At 32.0% G+C, this 19,549-nt stretch carries 21 protein-coding genes and 1 tRNA gene; 11 read left to right on the top strand and 11 right to left on the bottom strand.

All coding sequences use genetic code 11. The features are described 5' to 3' along the window. Positions 1 to 151: 151 nt before the first annotated feature. Together P6733_RS06395 and P6733_RS06390 are read right to left on the bottom strand one after the other, a co-directional pair. Positions 152 to 508 carry a hypothetical protein gene (locus P6733_RS06395; RefSeq protein ID WP_306351096.1) on the bottom strand — a complete coding sequence of 119 codons (357 nt, stop codon included), beginning with the start codon at positions 506 to 508 and terminating at the stop codon, positions 152 to 154. Between the two features lie 137 nt (positions 509 to 645). Then, the gene (locus tag P6733_RS06390; RefSeq protein WP_306351095.1) at positions 646 to 1,077 is read right to left on the bottom strand and encodes a DoxX family membrane protein; all 432 of its coding nucleotides are present in this window, start codon (positions 1,075 to 1,077) and stop codon (positions 646 to 648) included. Between the two features lie 187 nt (positions 1,078 to 1,264). On the opposite strand from P6733_RS06390, the gene P6733_RS06385 reads away from it, so the two are divergent. From P6733_RS06385 to P6733_RS06370, 4 genes are all read left to right on the top strand, one after another. Then, the gene (locus P6733_RS06385; RefSeq protein ID WP_306351094.1) at positions 1,265 to 2,056 is read left to right on the top strand and encodes an arylamine N-acetyltransferase family protein; all 792 of its coding nucleotides are present in this window, start codon (positions 1,265 to 1,267) and stop codon (positions 2,054 to 2,056) included. Between the two features lie 305 nt (positions 2,057 to 2,361). Continuing rightward, positions 2,362 to 2,766 carry a cupin domain-containing protein gene (locus P6733_RS06380; protein WP_306351092.1) on the top strand — a complete coding sequence of 135 codons (405 nt, stop codon included), beginning with the start codon at positions 2,362 to 2,364 and terminating at the stop codon, positions 2,764 to 2,766. Positions 2,767 to 3,204: 438 nt separating this feature from the next. Then, on the top strand, positions 3,205 to 3,942 hold the full coding sequence (locus tag P6733_RS06375) for a hypothetical protein (protein WP_306351090.1): 738 nt from the start codon (positions 3,205 to 3,207) through the stop codon (positions 3,940 to 3,942). A gap of 455 nt (positions 3,943 to 4,397) precedes the next feature. After that, entirely contained in the window at positions 4,398 to 5,942 is a 1,545-nt protein-coding gene (locus P6733_RS06370; protein WP_306351088.1) for a hypothetical protein, read from the top strand. A gap of 74 nt (positions 5,943 to 6,016) precedes the next feature. Here the strand turns inward: P6733_RS06370 and P6733_RS06365 are convergent, their stop codons facing one another. Next, entirely contained in the window at positions 6,017 to 7,468 is a 1,452-nt protein-coding gene (locus P6733_RS06365) for an FAD-dependent oxidoreductase (protein WP_306351086.1), read from the bottom strand. Positions 7,469 to 7,948: 480 nt separating this feature from the next. Between P6733_RS06365 and P6733_RS06360 the strand changes: the two genes are divergently transcribed. Further along, positions 7,949 to 8,647 carry a DUF1826 domain-containing protein gene (locus P6733_RS06360; protein ID WP_306351084.1) on the top strand — a complete coding sequence of 233 codons (699 nt, stop codon included), beginning with the start codon at positions 7,949 to 7,951 and terminating at the stop codon, positions 8,645 to 8,647. A gap of 188 nt (positions 8,648 to 8,835) precedes the next feature. Here the strand turns inward: P6733_RS06360 and P6733_RS06355 are convergent, their stop codons facing one another. Then, positions 8,836 to 9,126 (bottom strand): DUF3892 domain-containing protein, encoded by a 291-nt coding sequence (locus P6733_RS06355; RefSeq protein WP_306351083.1) that lies wholly within the window; start codon positions 9,124 to 9,126, stop codon positions 8,836 to 8,838. Between the two features lie 250 nt (positions 9,127 to 9,376). Next, positions 9,377 to 9,739 (bottom strand): hypothetical protein, encoded by a 363-nt coding sequence (locus P6733_RS06350; RefSeq protein WP_306351081.1) that lies wholly within the window; start codon positions 9,737 to 9,739, stop codon positions 9,377 to 9,379. Between the two features lie 1,056 nt (positions 9,740 to 10,795). On the opposite strand from P6733_RS06350, the gene P6733_RS06345 reads away from it, so the two are divergent. The 4 genes from P6733_RS06345 to P6733_RS06330 all read left to right on the top strand — a co-directional run bounded on the left by P6733_RS06345 (position 10,796) and on the right by P6733_RS06330 (position 13,333). Beyond that, entirely contained in the window at positions 10,796 to 10,942 is a 147-nt protein-coding gene (locus tag P6733_RS06345; RefSeq protein WP_306351079.1) for a hypothetical protein, read from the top strand. A gap of 872 nt (positions 10,943 to 11,814) precedes the next feature. Then, on the top strand, positions 11,815 to 12,081 hold the full coding sequence (locus P6733_RS06340; protein WP_306351077.1) for a hypothetical protein: 267 nt from the start codon (positions 11,815 to 11,817) through the stop codon (positions 12,079 to 12,081). Positions 12,082 to 12,128: 47 nt separating this feature from the next. Next, the gene (locus P6733_RS06335) at positions 12,129 to 12,419 is read left to right on the top strand and encodes a helix-turn-helix domain-containing protein (RefSeq protein ID WP_306351075.1); all 291 of its coding nucleotides are present in this window, start codon (positions 12,129 to 12,131) and stop codon (positions 12,417 to 12,419) included. Positions 12,420 to 12,430: 11 nt separating this feature from the next. Next, positions 12,431 to 13,333 carry a reverse transcriptase family protein gene (locus P6733_RS06330; RefSeq protein WP_306351073.1) on the top strand — a complete coding sequence of 301 codons (903 nt, stop codon included), beginning with the start codon at positions 12,431 to 12,433 and terminating at the stop codon, positions 13,331 to 13,333. Positions 13,334 to 13,436: 103 nt separating this feature from the next. On the opposite strand, the gene P6733_RS06325 is transcribed toward P6733_RS06330, so the two are convergent. Next, on the bottom strand, positions 13,437 to 13,841 hold the full coding sequence (locus P6733_RS06325) for a helix-turn-helix domain-containing protein (protein WP_306351072.1): 405 nt from the start codon (positions 13,839 to 13,841) through the stop codon (positions 13,437 to 13,439). A gap of 180 nt (positions 13,842 to 14,021) precedes the next feature. Here P6733_RS06325 and P6733_RS06320 point away from each other — a divergent pair, with 180 nt between their 5' ends. Next, positions 14,022 to 14,582, top strand: a complete 561-nt coding sequence (locus P6733_RS06320; RefSeq protein WP_306351070.1) for a hypothetical protein — start codon at positions 14,022 to 14,024, stop codon at positions 14,580 to 14,582. A gap of 284 nt (positions 14,583 to 14,866) precedes the next feature. Here the strand turns inward: P6733_RS06320 and P6733_RS06315 are convergent. Further along, a tRNA-Arg gene (locus P6733_RS06315) sits at positions 14,867 to 14,940 on the bottom strand. Between the two features lie 69 nt (positions 14,941 to 15,009). Here P6733_RS06315 and P6733_RS06310 point away from each other — a divergent pair. After that, positions 15,010 to 15,522 (top strand): adenine phosphoribosyltransferase, encoded by a 513-nt coding sequence (locus tag P6733_RS06310; RefSeq protein ID WP_306351068.1) that lies wholly within the window; start codon positions 15,010 to 15,012, stop codon positions 15,520 to 15,522. On the opposite strand, the gene P6733_RS06305 is transcribed toward P6733_RS06310, so the two are convergent. The 4 genes from P6733_RS06305 to P6733_RS06290 all read right to left on the bottom strand — a co-directional run bounded on the left by P6733_RS06305 (position 15,519) and on the right by P6733_RS06290 (position 19,511). Then, on the bottom strand, positions 15,519 to 15,659 hold the full coding sequence (locus P6733_RS06305; RefSeq protein ID WP_306351066.1) for an SsrA-binding protein: 141 nt from the start codon (positions 15,657 to 15,659) through the stop codon (positions 15,519 to 15,521). The two genes, P6733_RS06310 and P6733_RS06305, sit on opposite strands and share 4 nt — an antisense overlap. Positions 15,660 to 16,024: 365 nt before the next feature. Then, positions 16,025 to 17,869: a M56 family metallopeptidase gene (locus P6733_RS06300; protein ID WP_306351064.1), complete on the bottom strand. Its 1,845-nt coding sequence runs from the start codon at positions 17,867 to 17,869 to the stop codon at positions 16,025 to 16,027. A 1-nt stretch (position 17,870) separates the two neighbouring features. Continuing rightward, positions 17,871 to 18,230: a BlaI/MecI/CopY family transcriptional regulator gene (locus tag P6733_RS06295; RefSeq protein ID WP_306351062.1), complete on the bottom strand. Its 360-nt coding sequence runs from the start codon at positions 18,228 to 18,230 to the stop codon at positions 17,871 to 17,873. A gap of 63 nt (positions 18,231 to 18,293) precedes the next feature. Beyond that, the gene (locus P6733_RS06290) at positions 18,294 to 19,511 is read right to left on the bottom strand and encodes an MDR family MFS transporter (RefSeq protein WP_306351060.1); all 1,218 of its coding nucleotides are present in this window, start codon (positions 19,509 to 19,511) and stop codon (positions 18,294 to 18,296) included. Positions 19,512 to 19,549 lie beyond the last annotated feature (38 nt).

The raw sequence follows: 19,549 nt of genomic DNA, 5'->3' as shown, positions 1-19,549 counted from the left end.
TGTATAATTTTGGATTGATTAATCCGAGAGCAAAACAAGAGAATACATAACGTTAGAAGCTATATTCAATGCTGAGCAGGATTAAAACAAATAATGATTTTGCCATATAGGCTTTGGATTGGACAGACTTATAGCTGTCAAAAAAGGAAATTTAGCTTATTTTAGGTGGAAGCCAAATAGAACGGAAATCAGTTGAGATTACGATTTCTGAGTAATAATAGTTTTGTTTTCTTTCTAAGAAATTAAAAAGAGAAGTGTTTTCTGATTGAAAAGAAAGGAAAGACGAGCTACCACAGTAAACAGTAGGACAGCTACAAGAAGCCCCTTTACAACTACCATCACAGCTGTGCTTCTTTTCTTTAGAATCCATGTCTTTGCAACATGATTTTTCAGAAGACTCTTTTTTACAACATGCCATTTTTGGTTCTGGACTATGAGCAAACGAAAGCGTTGGTCCCATAAGGAAACCAAGCGTAACGAGGAATAGTATGTAGAACTTTTTTGTCATATTCGGAGCAAATATACATTTTATTCTCTGCGTGATATGTTAATTTTTTTCTAATACTGTTTAGTTGTTCTGTTTGAATACTGATTATCAGGGTGTTTAGTAGTAAATAATTTTGATTGATACTCAAGGAATAATAGTTATTCGCCTTTGATGATAAAAGTATGATTTTGTAATACGCTTAATAAGAAACATGCCGCTGCACTAGTCCATACAGAATAATCTAAAGATGGTTTTATCCCTATACTAAGAGTCATTACAAGTCCAAAAGAAGCTAATAAGCATCCGGCTATAAAAGCAGTAATTTTTAGTTTATAACCAACGAGTAATAATAGTGGCAAAACGATTTCTAATACTGTAGCGAAAATGGCAAGAAAATTCCCAATTTGTGGTGAAGCAAAAGCATTAAGTGTATTGGAATATTGGACAAAATTTTGCCAGTTTCCCCAGTTTACACCTGGACTTCCAGGCATACCCCACATACCGAATCGATCGGCAACAGCAGATAAAAAAGAAATTGATAATGCGATTCGTAAGAAAAGCTGCGAAGCAGAAAGATATTTTGATTCCATAACAGGTTGTATTTAGTTGATACAAAGATTAGGAACTTTCAATTGAAAAAACTTAAACAGGTTTAAGAAATGATTTGATTCTACTTTATTTTTAAATAGGAACAAATCTCAGTTTTTTATACCTTAGTTCATTCTGAATAAGTCTAATTTGAATGATAATTTCATTATAAAATAAAAGAGAAAGAAAATGATAGAATCTAAGAACATCCAATATGTGAGAGCTGATAATTTTGTTTTACAGGATTATTTGGATCGGATACAATTTACAGGACAACCCAATTTAAGTCTTGAAAGTATTAGGAGAATGATGCAATGTCAGATATTTACTGTTCCTTTTGAAGATTTAGATGTTCAGGCTGGTAAAAGTGTTTCATTGGTTGGAAATGAGATTGTCGACAAGATAATTTATCGAAATAGAGGAGGATACTGCTATGAAATCAATGGGATATTTGGCTTAGCCTTACAGCAAATAGGGATACAATATCAGTTTGTTGCAGCACGTCCATTAGTCCATCCGAGTGAAACTCCAAAAACACACATGGCAATCATTGCAACCATCGAAAAAGAAACCTATTTAATCGATTTAGGATTTGGAGGTAATTCAATTTGGGAACCTTTTAAATTAAGTAATATAGGAGTAGAGGTGAAGCAAGGGCCAGAAACATTTGCTCTGGAATTAACCGAAGAAGGAGAATATTTATTGAAGATGATAGTCAATAAAGAGTGGGCAAGTCTTTATTCATTTAACTTGTCACCCCAAAAATGGATTGATTTTAAACCTGCCAATCACTATAATTCGACACATCCAGACTCCTTTTTTGTAAACAATTTGGTGGTTGTTCTTCGAAATCCACTGGGTAAAAAGATACTACATAATAATACCATTAAATCGATCAAAAACGGTGAAACCGAAACATATACATTTGAAAATGACAAATTAGAGGAAATTTTGAAATCAGAATTTAATTTAGAAAGATAGGAAATGAGACAAATTGTTTGAATTTTATAATTTTTTGTTTGAATCTTATTACATAAGACTGTTTTTACTACAGTAAATTTGCCTTGAATTAATGAACAATAGGTTGGTCTGACTACTTACTAAAGTCTATACCTATAGCCATTTTTTAAACTATGGTACATAGTATCATCTCTTCTATTGTGTGATTCAAAATGGATAATCACAAAGAAAAATAGGTATAAGAGATCATTATTATAATATTCTACTACCATACAATCTATTGAATAACATCTAGCAAAATTTAGGGAATAATAAATCAAATTTATATGTCAGCAAAACGTACAATAATGCTCGAAGGAACAAAAATTTCTCAGGAATATATTACGGGTGAAGTTTTTTATAAAATGAGACAAACGGATATTAAACCTTTTAATAGTATTATCAAAGATGTTTTTTTTAAATCAGGATCCAGAAATAACTGGCACATCTATGCTGGTTTGCAGATGCTGATTGTAACAGAAGGTATTGGGTATTATCAAGAAAGAGGTACACCAATCCGATTGATTCGCAAAGGAGAAGTAATTACTATACCAGCCGGTGTGGAACATTGGCATGGAGCTTCACCAAATTCTTTATTCTCTCATATAGTAATTGCTACCGATATTGATAAAGGTGGCGTAAAATGGCTAGAGAGAGTAACCGATGAAGAATACAATAGTTTCATAGAATAACCTATTAAAAGGTTCTCTCTACCTATTTGATTTCTTTTTGAGAATCATAAAATTGTTCCAGATATAAATACAAGAAAAGCCCACATGTGAATGTGGGCTTTTCTTGTATTGTGACCTCGACTGGATTCAAAACAATAACCTTTTGATCTATTGTTTTTTAGATGTATGTTTCATAGATTGTTTTCTGTATAGTATTGGTTAGACCATATACATTAGAAATGGTTCAATTGTTCGGGAATAAAATGGAAATAGATTAAGGTGAAAAACATTTAAATGGAGTAAATAACGAAATAAATCAGGTTATTTTCTATAATTTGTCTCTTTTAAGAGTCCTTTAAAAAATTTAAAATCCCTATATTTACTTTTTGGTTAACAAAATTAAGATGTATGAATCGTTAATTCCTACAACGTTAAGCCAAATAATTTGAAGAAGTCAAGATGGAAAAATATATAGTATCAGAAGTTGTATCACCCTTAGTTGATAATGCAATACCGAACAACCAAATAAAGAAAGCCGATTTATTACCTGATTTAGAATCTCGATTAGATTCTATGGAAAAGAAAGAACATCCTATTGTTGATTCTAGTATCCCCTTTAGAGATTTAACGGATGTTGCTAGTAAAAAAGAAAGTATTGGTCGACTTATTGATAAACTAGATGTTGAAACCAATATTAGATATCAAAAAACAGAAGAAGATACGTATTGTAATGTCTACTCTTACGATTATTGTTATTTCAGTAAAGTCTATCTTCCTACGGTTTGGTGGAAAGATGAGGCTCTAGAAAGAATATTACAAGGAGAGGAAGTTGAAGCTGTTTTTGAACAAACGGTAGATCGAATTTATTCCAGTGCTATACACGATTGGTTTTTACAATGGGGTGCTAGCTTTGGATGGAAAAGAATGTCTTCTGTTGATGAAATTCAAAATAAAGTGAATATGAATGGTGGAGTTGGAATAATTTGCGCCAAAAGAAAAGAAAAAGGGCTTTCAGGACATATTGTTCCTGTTGTTCCTGAAACAGATTCGAATAAAGCTTATCGAGAGAATGGTGTAGTAATATATCCACTGCAATCACAAGCAGGACAGTTAAATTACAATTATTTTTCGGAAGTTAGAAAAGATTGGTGGGAGGATGAATTATACTCTTCTCACGTGTTTTATTACCATGAATAAATAAATAAATAGTAACAATTGACTTAATTGTTTAAATATCTAAAACCTTTATTGATTATCAGTGTGTTAACTACTTGGAAATGATACAATAAAGAACTACGTTTGCAACTTGGAAAAAAACAAGAATAGCAAAAATTATAATTAGGCTATTCATCCACTTAAATTGTTGATATAAAAGTGTTTAATAACAAAAGTAATTTTATGAACTCCATTATAAATTTTTACTTTTTTATCAATCTTTCTGTCGACACTAGTGTGAAATTTCTGAGACTAAAATATTAATTTCTACAATTTTAAAAGTAAAATAAAACTTTTTTAATGGACGTAATAATTATACTTGATCCATTAAAGAATTATTTTTTATTGTCTGATTTTCAGTGAATTATATTCGTGTTTCCGAATAAAAAATAAGGACTAAAAAAGTTTAATCAACCATAAAAAAGAAATTAGTATAAATGAAAGACAATCAGACACAAAAATATTATTGGGGAATTGGATTAGAAAACGAAACCTATATGCAATTTGAAGAATCCCTAATTGTTTCTGGTGAATTTATACAAGAAAAAATTGGTTTTGAGAAATACAGTATTGATTATAGGAAATGCTATAAATCAGAAAGTTTAGCTCCAGTCTTACAAAAAGCCTTTGGTTTGAATCAAAACTATAAAGTGAGTCGAATGATGAATAGTCATTCGCTAGAAAAATTAGACATAAACTATCAACACAAAACATTATCAGCAGTAAAATCATCAGTTGATACTACAGAAACGACTGAGGCGGAAGCAAAACCACTTGATAATCCAGAATATTTAGGAAAATCTATCATGGAACTTTTCTTAGAGAATCAACCGTATAATATTCAAAGTATGATTACCCAAAGAGATAAAACAATGGGTGCAATACATTTTGATGGTGATTCTATTGAATTTGTAACGAAATATTTTGAAAATCGAACAATAGTTGATTCATGCAAAGAACTAAAAGCAACTAAAAAGCTATTTCTTGATAAAATCAACGAGTCCTCTGTGTTAAAAGGAAAATTGAATTTCCCAGATTACAACAATGGACTTAATATGTTCATGACGAATCAGGAGAATCTTGTTTTGTTTAACAACGGAACATATCATTTTCATATTACATTACCAACATTAACAGAAGACAGTAGGATAGTAGACTATAATAATTTTGAAAAAACACATGCCAATGCTATTTATTTATTGCAATGGTTTGAGCCCTTTTTCATCGCAACTCTTGGAAGTCCTGACATTATGGGAGTGATAAGTGATAAGTACAGTTTGGATAAAAAATTCACTTTAGGTTCTATGAGAAATGCGATGTCCCGTTACATAGGGGTTGGGACTTATAATAAATCGATGCCAAAAGGTAAAATTCTAACGTATAAGGTTGATGATTTTAGAAAATTACTAAAATTTGAAAAAGAAGACAATATTTGGTGGCGAGATCAGATTGAAGTAGACATGGAATATGAATTACTTTCAGATGTAGGCCTTGATTTTAATCAAGAAAAAATGTACCAAAGCGGTTTTGAATTCAGAAGCTTTGATGAGTTTCCGGCAGAATACTTAAACGATGTTCTCTTTTCTATTATTTTAATTTGTGAACATTCTTTAAACCTACCAGATGTTCAATGGGGACACGATAATGTAATCTGGAATAATTTAGTTTTTAAAACTTTAAAAATGGGTTATTCAACCGAAATCAATGAAGCTGAAAAGAATGAAGTCATTAATTTACTGCAATTATTAAATCCATCAGAACATAATTATAATACCCTAAAATCTGAATTTGAAGCGATTATAATGCTAGATCAATTTTTCTTTAAAATTCTGGCTGTTTTACACGATAAGTACAAAGATCACAATGTATGTTTGGATTCGATGTACGGACAAAAAACAAGTTCTCCACCAAAATGGGATAACTTTAATAAATACCAAACGGAGAAACATTTACAGCAAATTGGATCTTTTTGTGAGAATTAAAAGCTCTTATACGAGATTACAATTATATATTTAAAATCATTGAGGCGTTTAAACATCAACTCTTTAAGTTATGTTTAAACGTCTTTTTTCTTTATGCACCGGCCTCTTGGTTCATCCCCCTCATGAAGTACAATATCAGAATGTAGGAACTGTGCCGCATCTGCCGAATCTTTTACCTTAAAAGCACTGCGTTCCAACATTTCGGATTCAAATTCGGTTAATACACTTTCTCTCACTCCAATTTTTTTCCATTGAGAAAAAGATCCACATTTCATTGAGATTGCGCGAGCTAATGCGAGTGCATCCAACAATGCTTGGTTCGCTCCCTGTCCTTTGAATGGGCTCATCGGGTGTGCTGCATCACCAATCAGGGTTACTTGTCTTCCCTTTTTGAGCATTTCCGAATTAAGTAATTCCCGGTCATACACAGGATAGCCAGAAATCTGAGCCTCTTGAGTTGCTGTTAAAATTTGAGGAATCGGACTGTGCCATTGAGTTCTACGGCAGGCTTCTGCTTTAAGTGCTTGAGGTCCTTGAGCACTTAATAACTTGGCTTCTTCTTCAGGCATCGGGAAGCTCAATTGCCACATGATTGAGTCTGATGTATAAGGCATCATATAAATGCGCTCATTGCCATTGGCTGTTTGAAATACGGTAGCAGAGTCCAATAAAGAACTTGTAAGGCCGTCAAGAGCTTTCAAAGGGCAAATACCCAATATCACAATACAACCTAAATAACGCAAAGGACTACTATCCTCACCAATCAGCAATTTTCGTACAGAACTACGAATACCATCAGCTCCAACGACAAGATCAGCCTTAACATTCTTTATTTTTCCATCGACTTGAAAGCTTAAATCAATACGTTCACCTTCCTTAAAATCGATTAATTGATGCCCCCACTGTACGGCATCAGATCCGCCAAGTTGCTCCAATAGCGCTAAGCGTAAAGATTGTCGTGCGATATGCACATTTGTGCGTTTTGAAGATGTTTTAACATCAGATTGCATCCATTTCCTGATTCCCCATTCCCCAATTACTTTTCCTTCTGTAGTATGAACCAAATGTCTTGTCGAAGTTACTCCTTCATCTAATGAGAAAATACCCAATCCTTCAATGGCTTTACTAGCCTGTTGTAAGGTGAGTCCGTAACCTTGAGATCGAGCATCAAAATCATTATCGCGTTCATAAAGGGTAAAAGGAATTTTGCGATGCAAACAAGCCACAGCTAGTGCCACACCTCCTATACCGCCACCAATAATAGCAACGTGTGGATAATTTTCTTTATCTGCTATAGGATAGTTATCTGAATGTAATAATCCGGATCCGGAACAGTTTGTACAAGACTGTAGGTGACCCTTAGGAGGAATCGGAGCTATACTTTGGTCTTTTGTTTTCTCAAACTGATCCAGGGCTAGTTGGTAGAGGCGTCGCGCTTTTTGGCTAATTCCTCGGCTTTTTTTGCCACGTCCTTGACATTGCGGACAAATAGTCCAGCTTATAGCTTCATTTTTTACTTTTTCCACTTCCTCTTTATTTCATTTGATCTTGATTCCTCACTATAAGAAAAAACTTAGCGAATATAATTTAACAAGGTAAATTTAGATTCTTCAGCGTTTTATCGCTTGTCGTAGTTGTGCAAATTTACTATAAAAGATTACCAGTACAAAACTACTTAGAATTTTAGAAAAGATGGATAAGAGATAGGAGTACAATTCAATCAACTTTTATGGTCATACAAACTATTTATAAATTACTTTATGAATGATTTAAAGAAATTGGCTACTATATCTAGAGTCTGTCTTTGAACGATACTAACCATTTGGTTTGGATGAACGGCTTAAATGTATTTAAATAACAGGTGTTTTTATAGTTGTTTAGAAGTTATTATATGGAAAATTATCACTTGAGTAACTCCAAAAGTTTACAGCGATAAAAATGCCGGAAGTGACTACTATTACATATTTTTGTAATGCATAAAGTAACTAATCTCTTAATATCATAGTATGAGTAATACATTTTCTGCCAGTAACCAAATTGGTATCATATCTACTTTCTCTGAGCTTGTACACACCAGTTTCAAGGGAGAAATGAATGCATTATGCTGGTACAGAAATTTGGATGGCGATTTTAACGAGATTGTAACCCAACTAGGTTTAAAAGAAAATATAACCGAAGTTTCTCCTGAAGATTTAATTGCACTGCAACTATCCGAAAAAGGGAATATAGCAAGGGAAATAATCTTAAATGATTTACAATTATTAACTGATTTTGGAGCTTCGCCAGCTCTTAATTTACTGAAGTGTTATGAACGTGATGATGAATTTGATTTCATATCGACCGATGTGTATTCGTTTCATGTGGATCGTTCGCCCATTGCAACAGATACTTTTTTATGTACCTATCACGGAGCAGCAAGTGATATTATTGCTAATGCGCAAGCAGAGCAAAAAATTCTAATTCCAGAAATCCGAACAAAGCTAAAAGAACTACACGATGGACCAGAGGAAGGATTTGAAAACTTTCTAGAGGAAAATTATTTCGATTTGCATTATCAGGCACATCCCGATGCAGCACCTATTAATTTAGGATTAGGACATCTTTGGCGGTTGGCAGTAGATCATCCAAAACAACAAGTGCTACCTTGCATTCACAGAGCACCTATAGAAAATGAAGGTGAATATCGCTTGTTGTTGATTTGTTAATGAAATTATAGGGGCAATGCATTTGAGCAAAGTTAAGAGAATCTTCATTTTCATATATTTATGAAGCGAAAAAAGAAGGAATAATCTCTTAAAGAGATCCGATCGCTCGGGTATATACAACGAATATTATTTTTGTAATAAAAGCAAGCTACAATTAAGTAGCTTGCAATTGCCATTTTTTTTTAAAATTAGAGAGGACATTCAGGCAAACTAAGTAAATTATTACTTGTAGTGTTATCATTTGCGGTTTTTAAATATTTATATCCCGCAGAACTAATTGCAATTACAACATTAACTCTGTTGCTTTCTTGTCCTACATAAAAGTTCCATTTATCGGATTCAATAGCCAAAATTGCTTCTGACTGACTGATTTTCCAACGTCCTTTGTCCCCATTAATACCTCCGATATTCATGATTCGTTCATGAATATTTGTCTTATCAGATTTGTTTATACACCTGATCTCATGTAATGATGCCATAACTAAATAATTAAAGGTTAAAAGTCAAATTTATATTTTAGAGTTGGCATCTTATTACGGTTTTCCATATTCAGAGTTAATTTTTAAACAGGATTAATCGGATATGTAGAACGTTAACGCGGAAATTCTTTCCGTGTCCGATCATATATTAATAAAACAATAAAGTATTTAAAAACTGAATTTCCTTTTTTTAATGAATTAAGATAAACTTTGCGGCATGGGTTACAAATCTGCGGAATCGGATTTAGCCTTAATTTATTTGGAGGAATATGTTCTCGAAATACTGAACGAAACCAACAGAAATACAAGTTTTGTTCGAAGCAATTTCATTTTTGTCGGTCATCACAAAAACTTCTTTATTTTTCTGGAGTAATAGCCTTGAAGTATGAACGAGTAATTTTTTTCCATTATCTTGATTTCGGAATTGAAGTTTTGTAAATAATATTCCAATATCTGGGTCAATGATTGTACAAAAACCGAGGATTTGATTATGATTATTTTTTAGTACGAAAATTTTTCCTGTCGAGATAACTTGCAATATGCGCATTCTCATGTCTTCAATTGATTTATCATTTTCACCTTTATATTCTTCATGATAATAGTCTTGAAGCATTTTTGCTAGTTCTTCTTGGTTTGCAATATTCCGGGTGAAATTTTAAAATTATTGTCGATAGTATTATTAATAACTTGAGTTCGATAAAGTAGACGTTCCTTAAGGATTTCTATACTATCAATTTTAAAAAAAGACAATAAAGAATTGGTCAATTTGGAATCACCAATAATCGAAAAACCTTTAAAATCATTCAAATCTATAATTTCACTTATTTCACTAAATTGATCTATGTTCCAATTTTCCCCATAAATAAGTAAGATTTCGCCATGCAATATTAAGATCCAGCCTTCATCACTTATACTGAAGACTGATTTGTCGTAAAGTTTTTTCTGACCTGTTAAAGCATATTCAACATAATCGAACAGAAATTTATAATGAAAAAGTTCTAAATTAATCTTTTGAAAAAGAAACTTTTCAAATTCTGCTGAATTATTTTAAGGTGTTAAATTCATAATTTTTATTGACGTTCTGGTGAATAATATATCTTTAAACTAATTATTTATTTATTAATTTTTCAAGCCTTACCATCATTTCATCTTTCCCTCTCTGGCGCGAGCGTCTCGCTCGTTCACTTAATACCTAAAATCGATTTACATTATTATCTAGAGATATTATCATATTTCTGAAATCAAAACGTACGTTCACGAGCGAGACGCTCGCGCCAGCGGAGAAATAACATTTAATTGTGATAGTTGTGGTAATGAAATCGAGATTGATTATGAAGTATGGGAATATCCTGTAGGTGCTTTTAATAATGATGATGTTAGACTCATGGTGCAACTGAAGAAGGAAGATATAGTTATGATTTTCAGGACGAACCTGAACCAGATGATTTTGAATAAAATTTAGAAATATGGAATTAGAAAATATTAGACAGCAATTAATGGATGAACTTAGCTATAGTCATGATATCTGGGTGAGATTCTTACGGACACTAATCCAGGTAATTATGGTGTAAATGATTGGGAAGTAGAAATTGATGAATCTCAATTTTATGTAGATATTCCAAACAGAACTTTTACATTTAAGGATGCTACATTTTCAGGTAGTTTGATAATGGGAGCGAGCAAAGGTGACAGCAGTTTTGATATGAGCTTTAGCAAAATACCTAAAGGTAGTGGTAAATTTGATTTTAAAGATTCTCAGAATGTTAAAATCGATGGTGATGTAGATGTTGACATGGATATTTTTGGTGACGATTAAAATTCAATAAAAAAAAGCTCTCAATTTGAGAGCTTTTTTTTATGCTTAATAATAAGATTACCCGATCGTGTTGATATGTCTACAAAAAGTCAGTATAGATTTGCAATCATAAGTTTTCGAAAGCTTGTTTTTAAATTTAAAAAGCAATTAGAAAGAATGAAATAACTTGATTTTCTTTGAAGAACAGATTCAATTTTTAGAAAAAATAAATCGTTTTTTTTGCTAATTTCATGTTTCGAACACTTAAGATTACAAATCCGCGTGATCGGGTTTAAGACTTCGTAGAGCGGTGTTATTTGTTTTATTTATGCTTTTATCTCTCACAGAAAAATAAATTCACATTTTTTGATATTTTTTTGATTTTTTTTATTACTGACAGAAATAAAGTGTTATATTTGCAGTGTAGTTCTTTGAAATGTTTGTGTTGTGAACCCAAGAGTTTTTTTTATAAAGACAATTGAAGAGGGAAATCCCTCCACCCGTAAGGGTTATTATAGCAGAAACGAAACTGTTCGGAACGAAAGGCGGATGTGAAAACTGATGCGAAAACGAAACTCGAATAGAAATCGTCCCCCTGTGAAAACGCTTAAACCTTGAAAAATCACATCTGAAAAACCAATTAGACGAAACGCCTTTACAGGAAAATCGTTAAACGAAAACCGTGAGATGAAGAATACCAAACTAGACAAAACGCCTTTAGGTCAAAACTATTAGTGTAAAAACCATTAGAATAAAATCAGATTATATTTTTATTTATTTTTTTTAAGCAGGAAATCGAGAAGTGTTTTAGGACAGTATCCTATATGGGTTCACACAGCTGATTAAGCAGGCAGCAATAGTGCTCTCCATAATAATCTAAATACTGAAACAGTATGAAACACAAACAAAGAATTGGTCAACTTCAAAATGGAGTTAGGTCAATATTAGCAAAGAACGGGTACACGTTCACGGAAGAAGATAAGGCAATACTTGAAAATATTCTTGTAGAGTTGGAAGAGATGTTGAACACTCCAGAGGACATTAGTCCAAAGGACAATAGCATAGAGGGTAATAAACCATATAAGCTGTTGCAAATCATCTCTTTACTTCTGAAATTTCTGAAATTCTTCGGGATTGACAATTTTACAGATTTATTATAATTCCGCACTTCTCATTTTTTTTATTATATTAATTTTATTTAACTATTATGGATATAGGTAACGCCATTAAAGATTTAAGACAGCAAAAGGGTTTCAAACAAACGGATTTTGCTGTAAAATGTGGTTTATCACAGTCATATCTTTCGTCTATTGAAAAAGGAAACAAAGAACCTACATTAGGTATCCTTAAACAAATTGCAAATGCGCTTTCCATCCCAATGCCAGTATTAGTATTCTTTTCATTGGATAAAAATGATATTTCGGAATCTAAACGTGATGCATTTGAAATGTTAGTACCTTCTATCAAGGGATTAATCAGTGATGTCTTTATTTCATAAACCTTATAAATATGAAAACTCGAATCAAGGATTTAGCATATTGTTTAAAAGTTGATAAAAATATTTTAATTCAACTAACAACCGATTTAGATATTGATGAAAGTAAATTTTATAATAATTGGGACGAACCGAAAACTGACGAAAGAGGCTTACCTAGATTTGATGATAATGGTATTGCATTAACACGTCCTATAAATGCTCCAATAAAAAGGTTAAAAATAGTTCAATCATTGTTATTACATAACGTCTTATATAAATCCAAATTACCAAATTATTTCTTTGGTGGATTAAAAAACAAAGATGCTGTTATGAATGGTCGCCATCATCAAGGAAATAAATTTTTTTTCTTAACGGATTTAAAGGATTTCTACCCGTCAGTTTCTTCATCAAGTGTAGAAAAAGCACTTCGCAAAGAAGGGTTTTATCCTGATGTAGCAAGATTAATTACGCGTATTTGCACTAAGGAAGGTGCAATTCCACAAGGTTGTCCAACTTCTTCATATTTAGCTGCACTTGTCGTTTATCATAGTTGTGATAATATCTTTCAAAAATACATATCAGAAGGATTTAAAGTATCAGTATATGTAGATGATATTACGATTTCTAACTCAATTGATTTCAAATTAAGAACTCCAAAAATATTAGATGAATTGCGAGAGCGAGGATTAAAGATAAATTTTGCAAAAACTCATTATTGTACAAAAACTCCTAAAGTAACTGGTGTACTTATTAAAAACAATGGAATCTTGCCATTACCACATACATTCGCTTCAGCTGTTGATCCAAACAAAACAGAGAATTCAAGAAAAGGACATATGGAACGTATTAAATATGTGAAAAAAATTAGCAAACAAAAAATATCAAGACATAATAAGAATTCAGATTTACACCCGCTCTCCGAAGAGTTCTTATGAAAAGCTGTGTGAATGCCTCTTGATTTAGCAATCGTAATATTTCCAAAAATAAAAAAGAGACTCAAAAAGTCTCTTTCCAAAATCTATATATCTTTATAAATGACTATTTATTAATCAGTTTTTCAAGCCTCACCATCATTTCATCTTTCTCTTTCAACATACGCTCGTATAATGCAATTTTTTCTTCGTGAAGTTTTTTTAACTCTTCGACAGAATTGAAGTTGAATGAAGAATTAGGATTTCCAACACAAGCATTATCTCCAAAAGTATTAGAAATAACATTTATCGCTTGTTCTTCATCAAAATTCTGAAAAGCTTCTACAGGAATTTTCAATACATCTGAAATTTGTTTCAACAAACTGTCTTCAATTACATCTTTTTGCTCCAGCATAGAAATTTTCTTCTGGTTCCAGTCTTCGCCTAAATCATAAGCTAATGCTTCCTGCTTTATGTTAAGCATTTCTCTAAAACGTTTTACGTTTCTTCCCTGATGTATTTTCTGTTCCATAATGAATATCAATTTTCTAAAGACTCAAAGATAAAGCCATTTGTATTAAAAATCCTGAATTTCAAAGATAAAAAAATATCCTGTAAAATATCTTTTTTGTCAGATATTATATCCATTTTTCGAATAGATTATCCTTTTGAAAGAATAGAACTTCGCTTATGAATTTTAAATCTCCTTACTATGAAAAAGAATAAAATTTCCTTCGAAACTAGTTTTTGGCCAGGGTTTGTGGCAGGAAATCCATTTAAGGCAATTGATGACTTTTTTGACTTTGCAGCCCTCGATTATTATAAACAGAATTTAAGCGAAGCGGTAATTTACAACTATAAAAGAAAAGTCTACAAACAAGACAACCCTTCCGATGTTTTTGTTTTTTATACTGCTTTCAATTCTTTTCTTAAAGTCTGTTTCTGCCTGCAAGAGAAAAGCAAAAAATGGAAAGTGAAAGAGTCTTTGTACTGTGAAACGGTTTTTCATCTTTCTTCTCTGACGAAGGAAGAATACGATAATCCTTTTATAGTATTTCAAAAAGCATTTGATGAAAAAACTCTTGAAGAATTTGAATTATTTTTATGTCAAATCGTTGAGCTTTCATTGTCTCCCTATACCAGAGATCCTGACTCTGACCTGACGACGCCCTATATTCATTTAATCAAAATGCTCGATGCAGTGGAACTAATAAGAGAAAGGGGCGTTGAGAAAATAAAGAAAACGGATCAGATTGATTTTGTAACGGAATAAAATATCCCAATCCAAACTTTAAAATGCGATATTATGAAAACTTCGATCCCGATTTTCTTTAGAGAATTATAAATTACAAATCCAAAATCTCATTTCAGAAGATTCTTTAAATAGTATTTTCGCTTGCCATGGAAGATTGATTACGTAAAGGAGAGGTTTATATTCCGTAGTGTTAAACTAAATGGACATATAAATGATTTATTCTATACGTTTATACTTGTTAAATAGTAGGGTAAAGACATAAAAAAAAAGCTCAATTCGTTGGAATTGAGCTTTTTAGTTTGTGACCTCGACTGGATTCAAACCAGTAACCTCTTGAGCCGTAATCAAGTGCGCTATTCAGTTGCGCCACGAGGCCTTTAATACGGGTGCAAATATAGAGATTTTTATGTAACTTGCAAATCATTTTCATATAAAATTTAAAAAAATGTCAATTACAAAATTCATCAGAGATATTCAGGACTTTCCTAAGCCTGGCGTAGGTTTCAAAGACATCACGCCATTATTAAATGATCCAAAAGCGAGAAGAGAATGTTTAGAATTGTTAACCAGTACGTTACAAGATAAAAAAATAGACAAAGTAGTCGGAGTAGAGAGTAGAGGTTTCTTCTTTGGAACACTTTTAGCGCAAGAATTGAACGCAGGATTTGTTCCAGTACGAAAACCAAATAAATTACCTTATGAAACCATTTCGGCTTCTTATGAACTGGAATATGGAAGCGATACATTGGAAATCCACATTGATGCCATTCAAAAAGGAGATAAAGTTTTGATTCATGATGATGTTTTGGCAACTGGAGGAACAGCAAAAGCCGTTTGTGAACTTGTAGAGCGACTAGGAGGGGAGGTTGTTCAGTGTAATTTTTTAATAGAATTGTCTTTTCTAAACGGAAGAGAGAAGATTAAACAACATGATATTTATTCTCCTATTGTATATTAATTCAATGCACGAGAAGTTACATAATAACGCCAACCAATAATAGCCAATTGAAATTTGGAAGCTTTAGCAATATCTAATTGCTGTTTAGTATAACTCGGTAATAATAGCTTATTAAGTTTTGCGAGTAGTTTGAACATCGTAGAGAGTTTAAATTAGTATCAGATTTTGGGATATCAACAGTATAAATCCCAATACACAATCAATTGATAAAGTATTGAGATACTACAAAGTACGGTAAAATTTTAAATCTAAGAAAAGAATAAGTCACTAAAGATATTCTCAATGTGCTCTATTGGGTTGATTTACTGGCTTTTACTAGTGTTATGTTTTTATTGGTTTGTTTTTTATACAGAGTGAATCTGTATTTATTTCTTGCAAGGGTACCGTTGATTGAAGTATATATACTAAAAAAGGGTTCAGATTTTACTTTGCATAGGCGGGTCTAAATTAAAAAAGACGAGCAATTTTGCTCGTCTTTTTTAATCTTATTCTAGAATAGAAACTATTTTCTTTTGTCAAGCTCTGCTTGTTGTTTTTCAATTTGCTTACGCGCCTTTTCAAGCTCCTTATTGGCCTTTTCAAGTTCACGACGTACTATTTTAGCATCTTCGGCAGATAAATCTCTGGTGTCCTTAGAATTTCTAACTTCTCTATTAACATCCTTGTTGAGATCTCTCATTGATTTTTCTATTTCTCTTTTAGCTCTTTCAATCTCTCTGCTTGCTCTCTCAATTTCAGGTCTACTATTTTCAATTTCCCTTTTTGCTCTTTCAATTTCTGGTTTAGATCTCTCTACTTCTCTACGAGCTCTCTCAATTTCAGGTTTAGCATTTTCAATTTCGATTTTCGCTTTTTGGATTTCAATTCTGGCATTTTCTAATTCTGCTTTGATTTTTTTCTTTTCTTCCTCTGTAAGCTTTGCATTATTGAAGTTTAAATTTTCAAAATTTAAATTCTCATTTGCAGAAGTTAAAGCTGTTCCCACTATATCCGAAATATTTAGATTTTCTGAAATATTAATGTTTAAGGGTAAACTGTCAAGAGAAGGTATTTTAATAGACTCATTATCGTCATTATTATTACTTGTGCCATAGTTTCTTCTGTTATTTTGATTGTAATCGTCATTAAATTGAATATCTGAGATGCCTGCACTGTCGAATTTAAGAATAAAATTAACAGGTTTTATTGCCTCGCTATTATCTTGGAAATAATCCTTTTTGAATCCCTTTTTATCTTTGAAGGAAACTTTAATTCGAGTAATCTCTCCAGTTTTATTACGTCTTACTTTTGAGAATCTGAATTTTATACCATTATCATTTTTGAATTTGTCTTCAATGGTTTTTAATTCTTTATCGGTTAAATCCTTTGTGATAGTCATTTCAAATGAATTCTTTGTACAAGTAGCTGATTCTGTAGTTGATGAAATTACAGGATACAATTTTTCTTGCGCAATAATCTTTACTTGAAAATAAAATAAGAAAGCTGCGATTACTGGGAGAACAAATAAGTACTTCCAATAATTTCTCTTACGAGATTGATTTTTGTTTAACATAACGATCCGTTTTTTGATTAATGATTGATAAAAATGATTGGTGATTGATACGCAGTTTTGATGAGAAACTACTTTTAATAAGGCCTTTTGATATACCTTTTTGTCATTGAAATTTTGTATTGCTTTATGATCGGCAATAAATTCTAAATTATGGGTAATAGCTTTTTTGTATAACCAAACGATTGGATTAAACCAGAATACTACACAAAAGATATTTGCAATCAGTATATCGATAGAATGCTTTTCTTGGCTATGAATTTTCTCATGGGATAAAATACTCGCTAATTCGTCATTGGTATAAAAAGCAGAATTAAATATGATGTAATTAAAGAAAGAGAAAGGAGCAATGTTTTCCTCCAAATCAATTAATGAAAATTGTTCTTTTTTAATTTTATTTTTTCGATACAACAACCTAAATAAGGAGTATAAATCGACTATAATTTTAAAACTTAAAACGGAAGCAATAAGCATGTATAAAATTCCTGCAATATTGATCCAATCAATAGGCTCGTTTTCTACAATAGTAGCCGTAGTATTATATACTGTTGGAGCTAATGGTACCGACTGTACTAAAGGAGCGAGCGGTACAATTTGATCATATATAGGTTCAGATTCTACTAAAACTACTTTAGTAATGAAGAATAAAGGTAATAATACAGAAGTAAACAAACCGACAAGTAAATACCAACGGTTTGTGGTGAAAAAAGTTTCTTTGCGCAATAAAAAATGATACCCTAAATAAAATAGAAGTAGTAATAGTCCTGACTTTATCAAATAAATGTATAGCGCTTCCATATTATTGTTCTTTTTCGATCATTTCAAGAATTTCACGTAACTCATCTGCAGATATTTTTTCCTCTTTTGCGAAAAAAGATACCATGTTTTTATAGGAACTATTAAAGTAATTTTCAATAGCCGTATTCATAAAGCGTTTTCTATACTCTTCTTTTTTTACAATAGGAAAGTATTGATGTGTATTACCAAAAGCATTGTGAGATACATAACCTTTTTCTTCCAAGTTGCGAATATTGGTTGAAAGTGTATTATAGTGTGGTTGATCTTCGGTGATTTCAGCCATGACCTCTTTTACGAAAGCTTTTTCAAGTTTCCATAATATGTGCATGATTTCTTCTTCTTTGTTGGTTAACTTTTGCATTGTTCTTAATTTGATAATTCAAATATAAAACTAATTATTTAGTTAACCAACTATTTTTTTAGTTTAGGAACTAATTTTTTCGTTTTTAACGATTCGCTGAAGCCATAATGTCGCGAAAACAGCAAGTAAACCAAAGGATCCCATGAAAAACCAGTTTGCGGTATAACCCCAACGAGCAATGATTTCCATACCCGTTTTTGCACTTAATATATGGGCCAAAGAGAAACTCATGGTATATAAAGCCATATATCGACCTTCTTTTCCTTTGGTTGCCCGACTCATTGCAAAGGAGTTTGTATAAGGGAATCCAGTCATCTCTCCAAAAGATAGAACAAATAAACTAACTACTAAAATACCAACCCATTGATCTATCAATAGCATATAATAACTGATGGATATAAGTAATGTACTCCAAAGGATGATTCGTATTTTTTGAATCTTTTTACGCTCAATATAACTGACTAAAGGCATTTCGAGAAAGAAAATCAACAAACCATTGAATGACATTAATAGCCCTGTTTGAGCCTCTGTTAATCCATATTTTTCTCTATGATATAATGGGAGTGTGGTAAACAATTGGAAGAAAACCATAGCCATAGCAAATGAGATAAAAAGGAATAACCAGTAAGGTTTATCCTGAAAAACCGAGCGGTTGTCCTCAACAATTTCATGCCTAGATACGGGTGCTTTTTTGCGTTCCTTAACGAGTATTCTAAATAATATGATGGCGATGATACAAGAAGCACCATCAATCCAGAACAATCCTTCATAACCTAATCTCATAATAATTAAACCACCCATCGCAGGACCAGCAGCAAAACCTAAATTTATAGCAAGACGCACTAATGTTAAAGCTCGAGTTCTATTTTCAGGTTTGGCATATACACCTAAGGAAACAAACATTGCAGGGCGGAACATATCGGCAATAATCATGATTCCAAACATTGCCGCACATAGTCCATAAAATGAAGTCACAAATTGTAAACAGAAGAATAATATTCCGCTGGTAAACAAACTGAAAACCATGATTTTATAAAATCCTATTTTATCGGATAATTTTCCACCAAGCCAAGAACCAATCATCGATCCACTACCAAAACACACCATAACCCATCCCACTTCGCTATAAGAGAAATGCAAGTCTTCTTTTAAATATTTTGATAAGAAAGGTAAAACCATCGTTCCAGCACGATTGATAAATGTAATCAAGGTAAGAAACCAAATTTCTTTACTAAAACCTGAAAATGAAGCGATGTACTGGCGTAGAATTCTTTGAAACATAGGGGAAAGGATTATAATAACCGAATTATACAAAGTTA

The organism is Flavobacterium aerium, from assembly GCF_030766725.1.
Classification (GTDB): domain Bacteria; phylum Bacteroidota; class Bacteroidia; order Flavobacteriales; family Flavobacteriaceae; genus Flavobacterium; species Flavobacterium aerium.
Note: the sequence above shows the minus strand (reverse complement) of the source record. Positions and strands in the feature narration are given on the sequence as shown.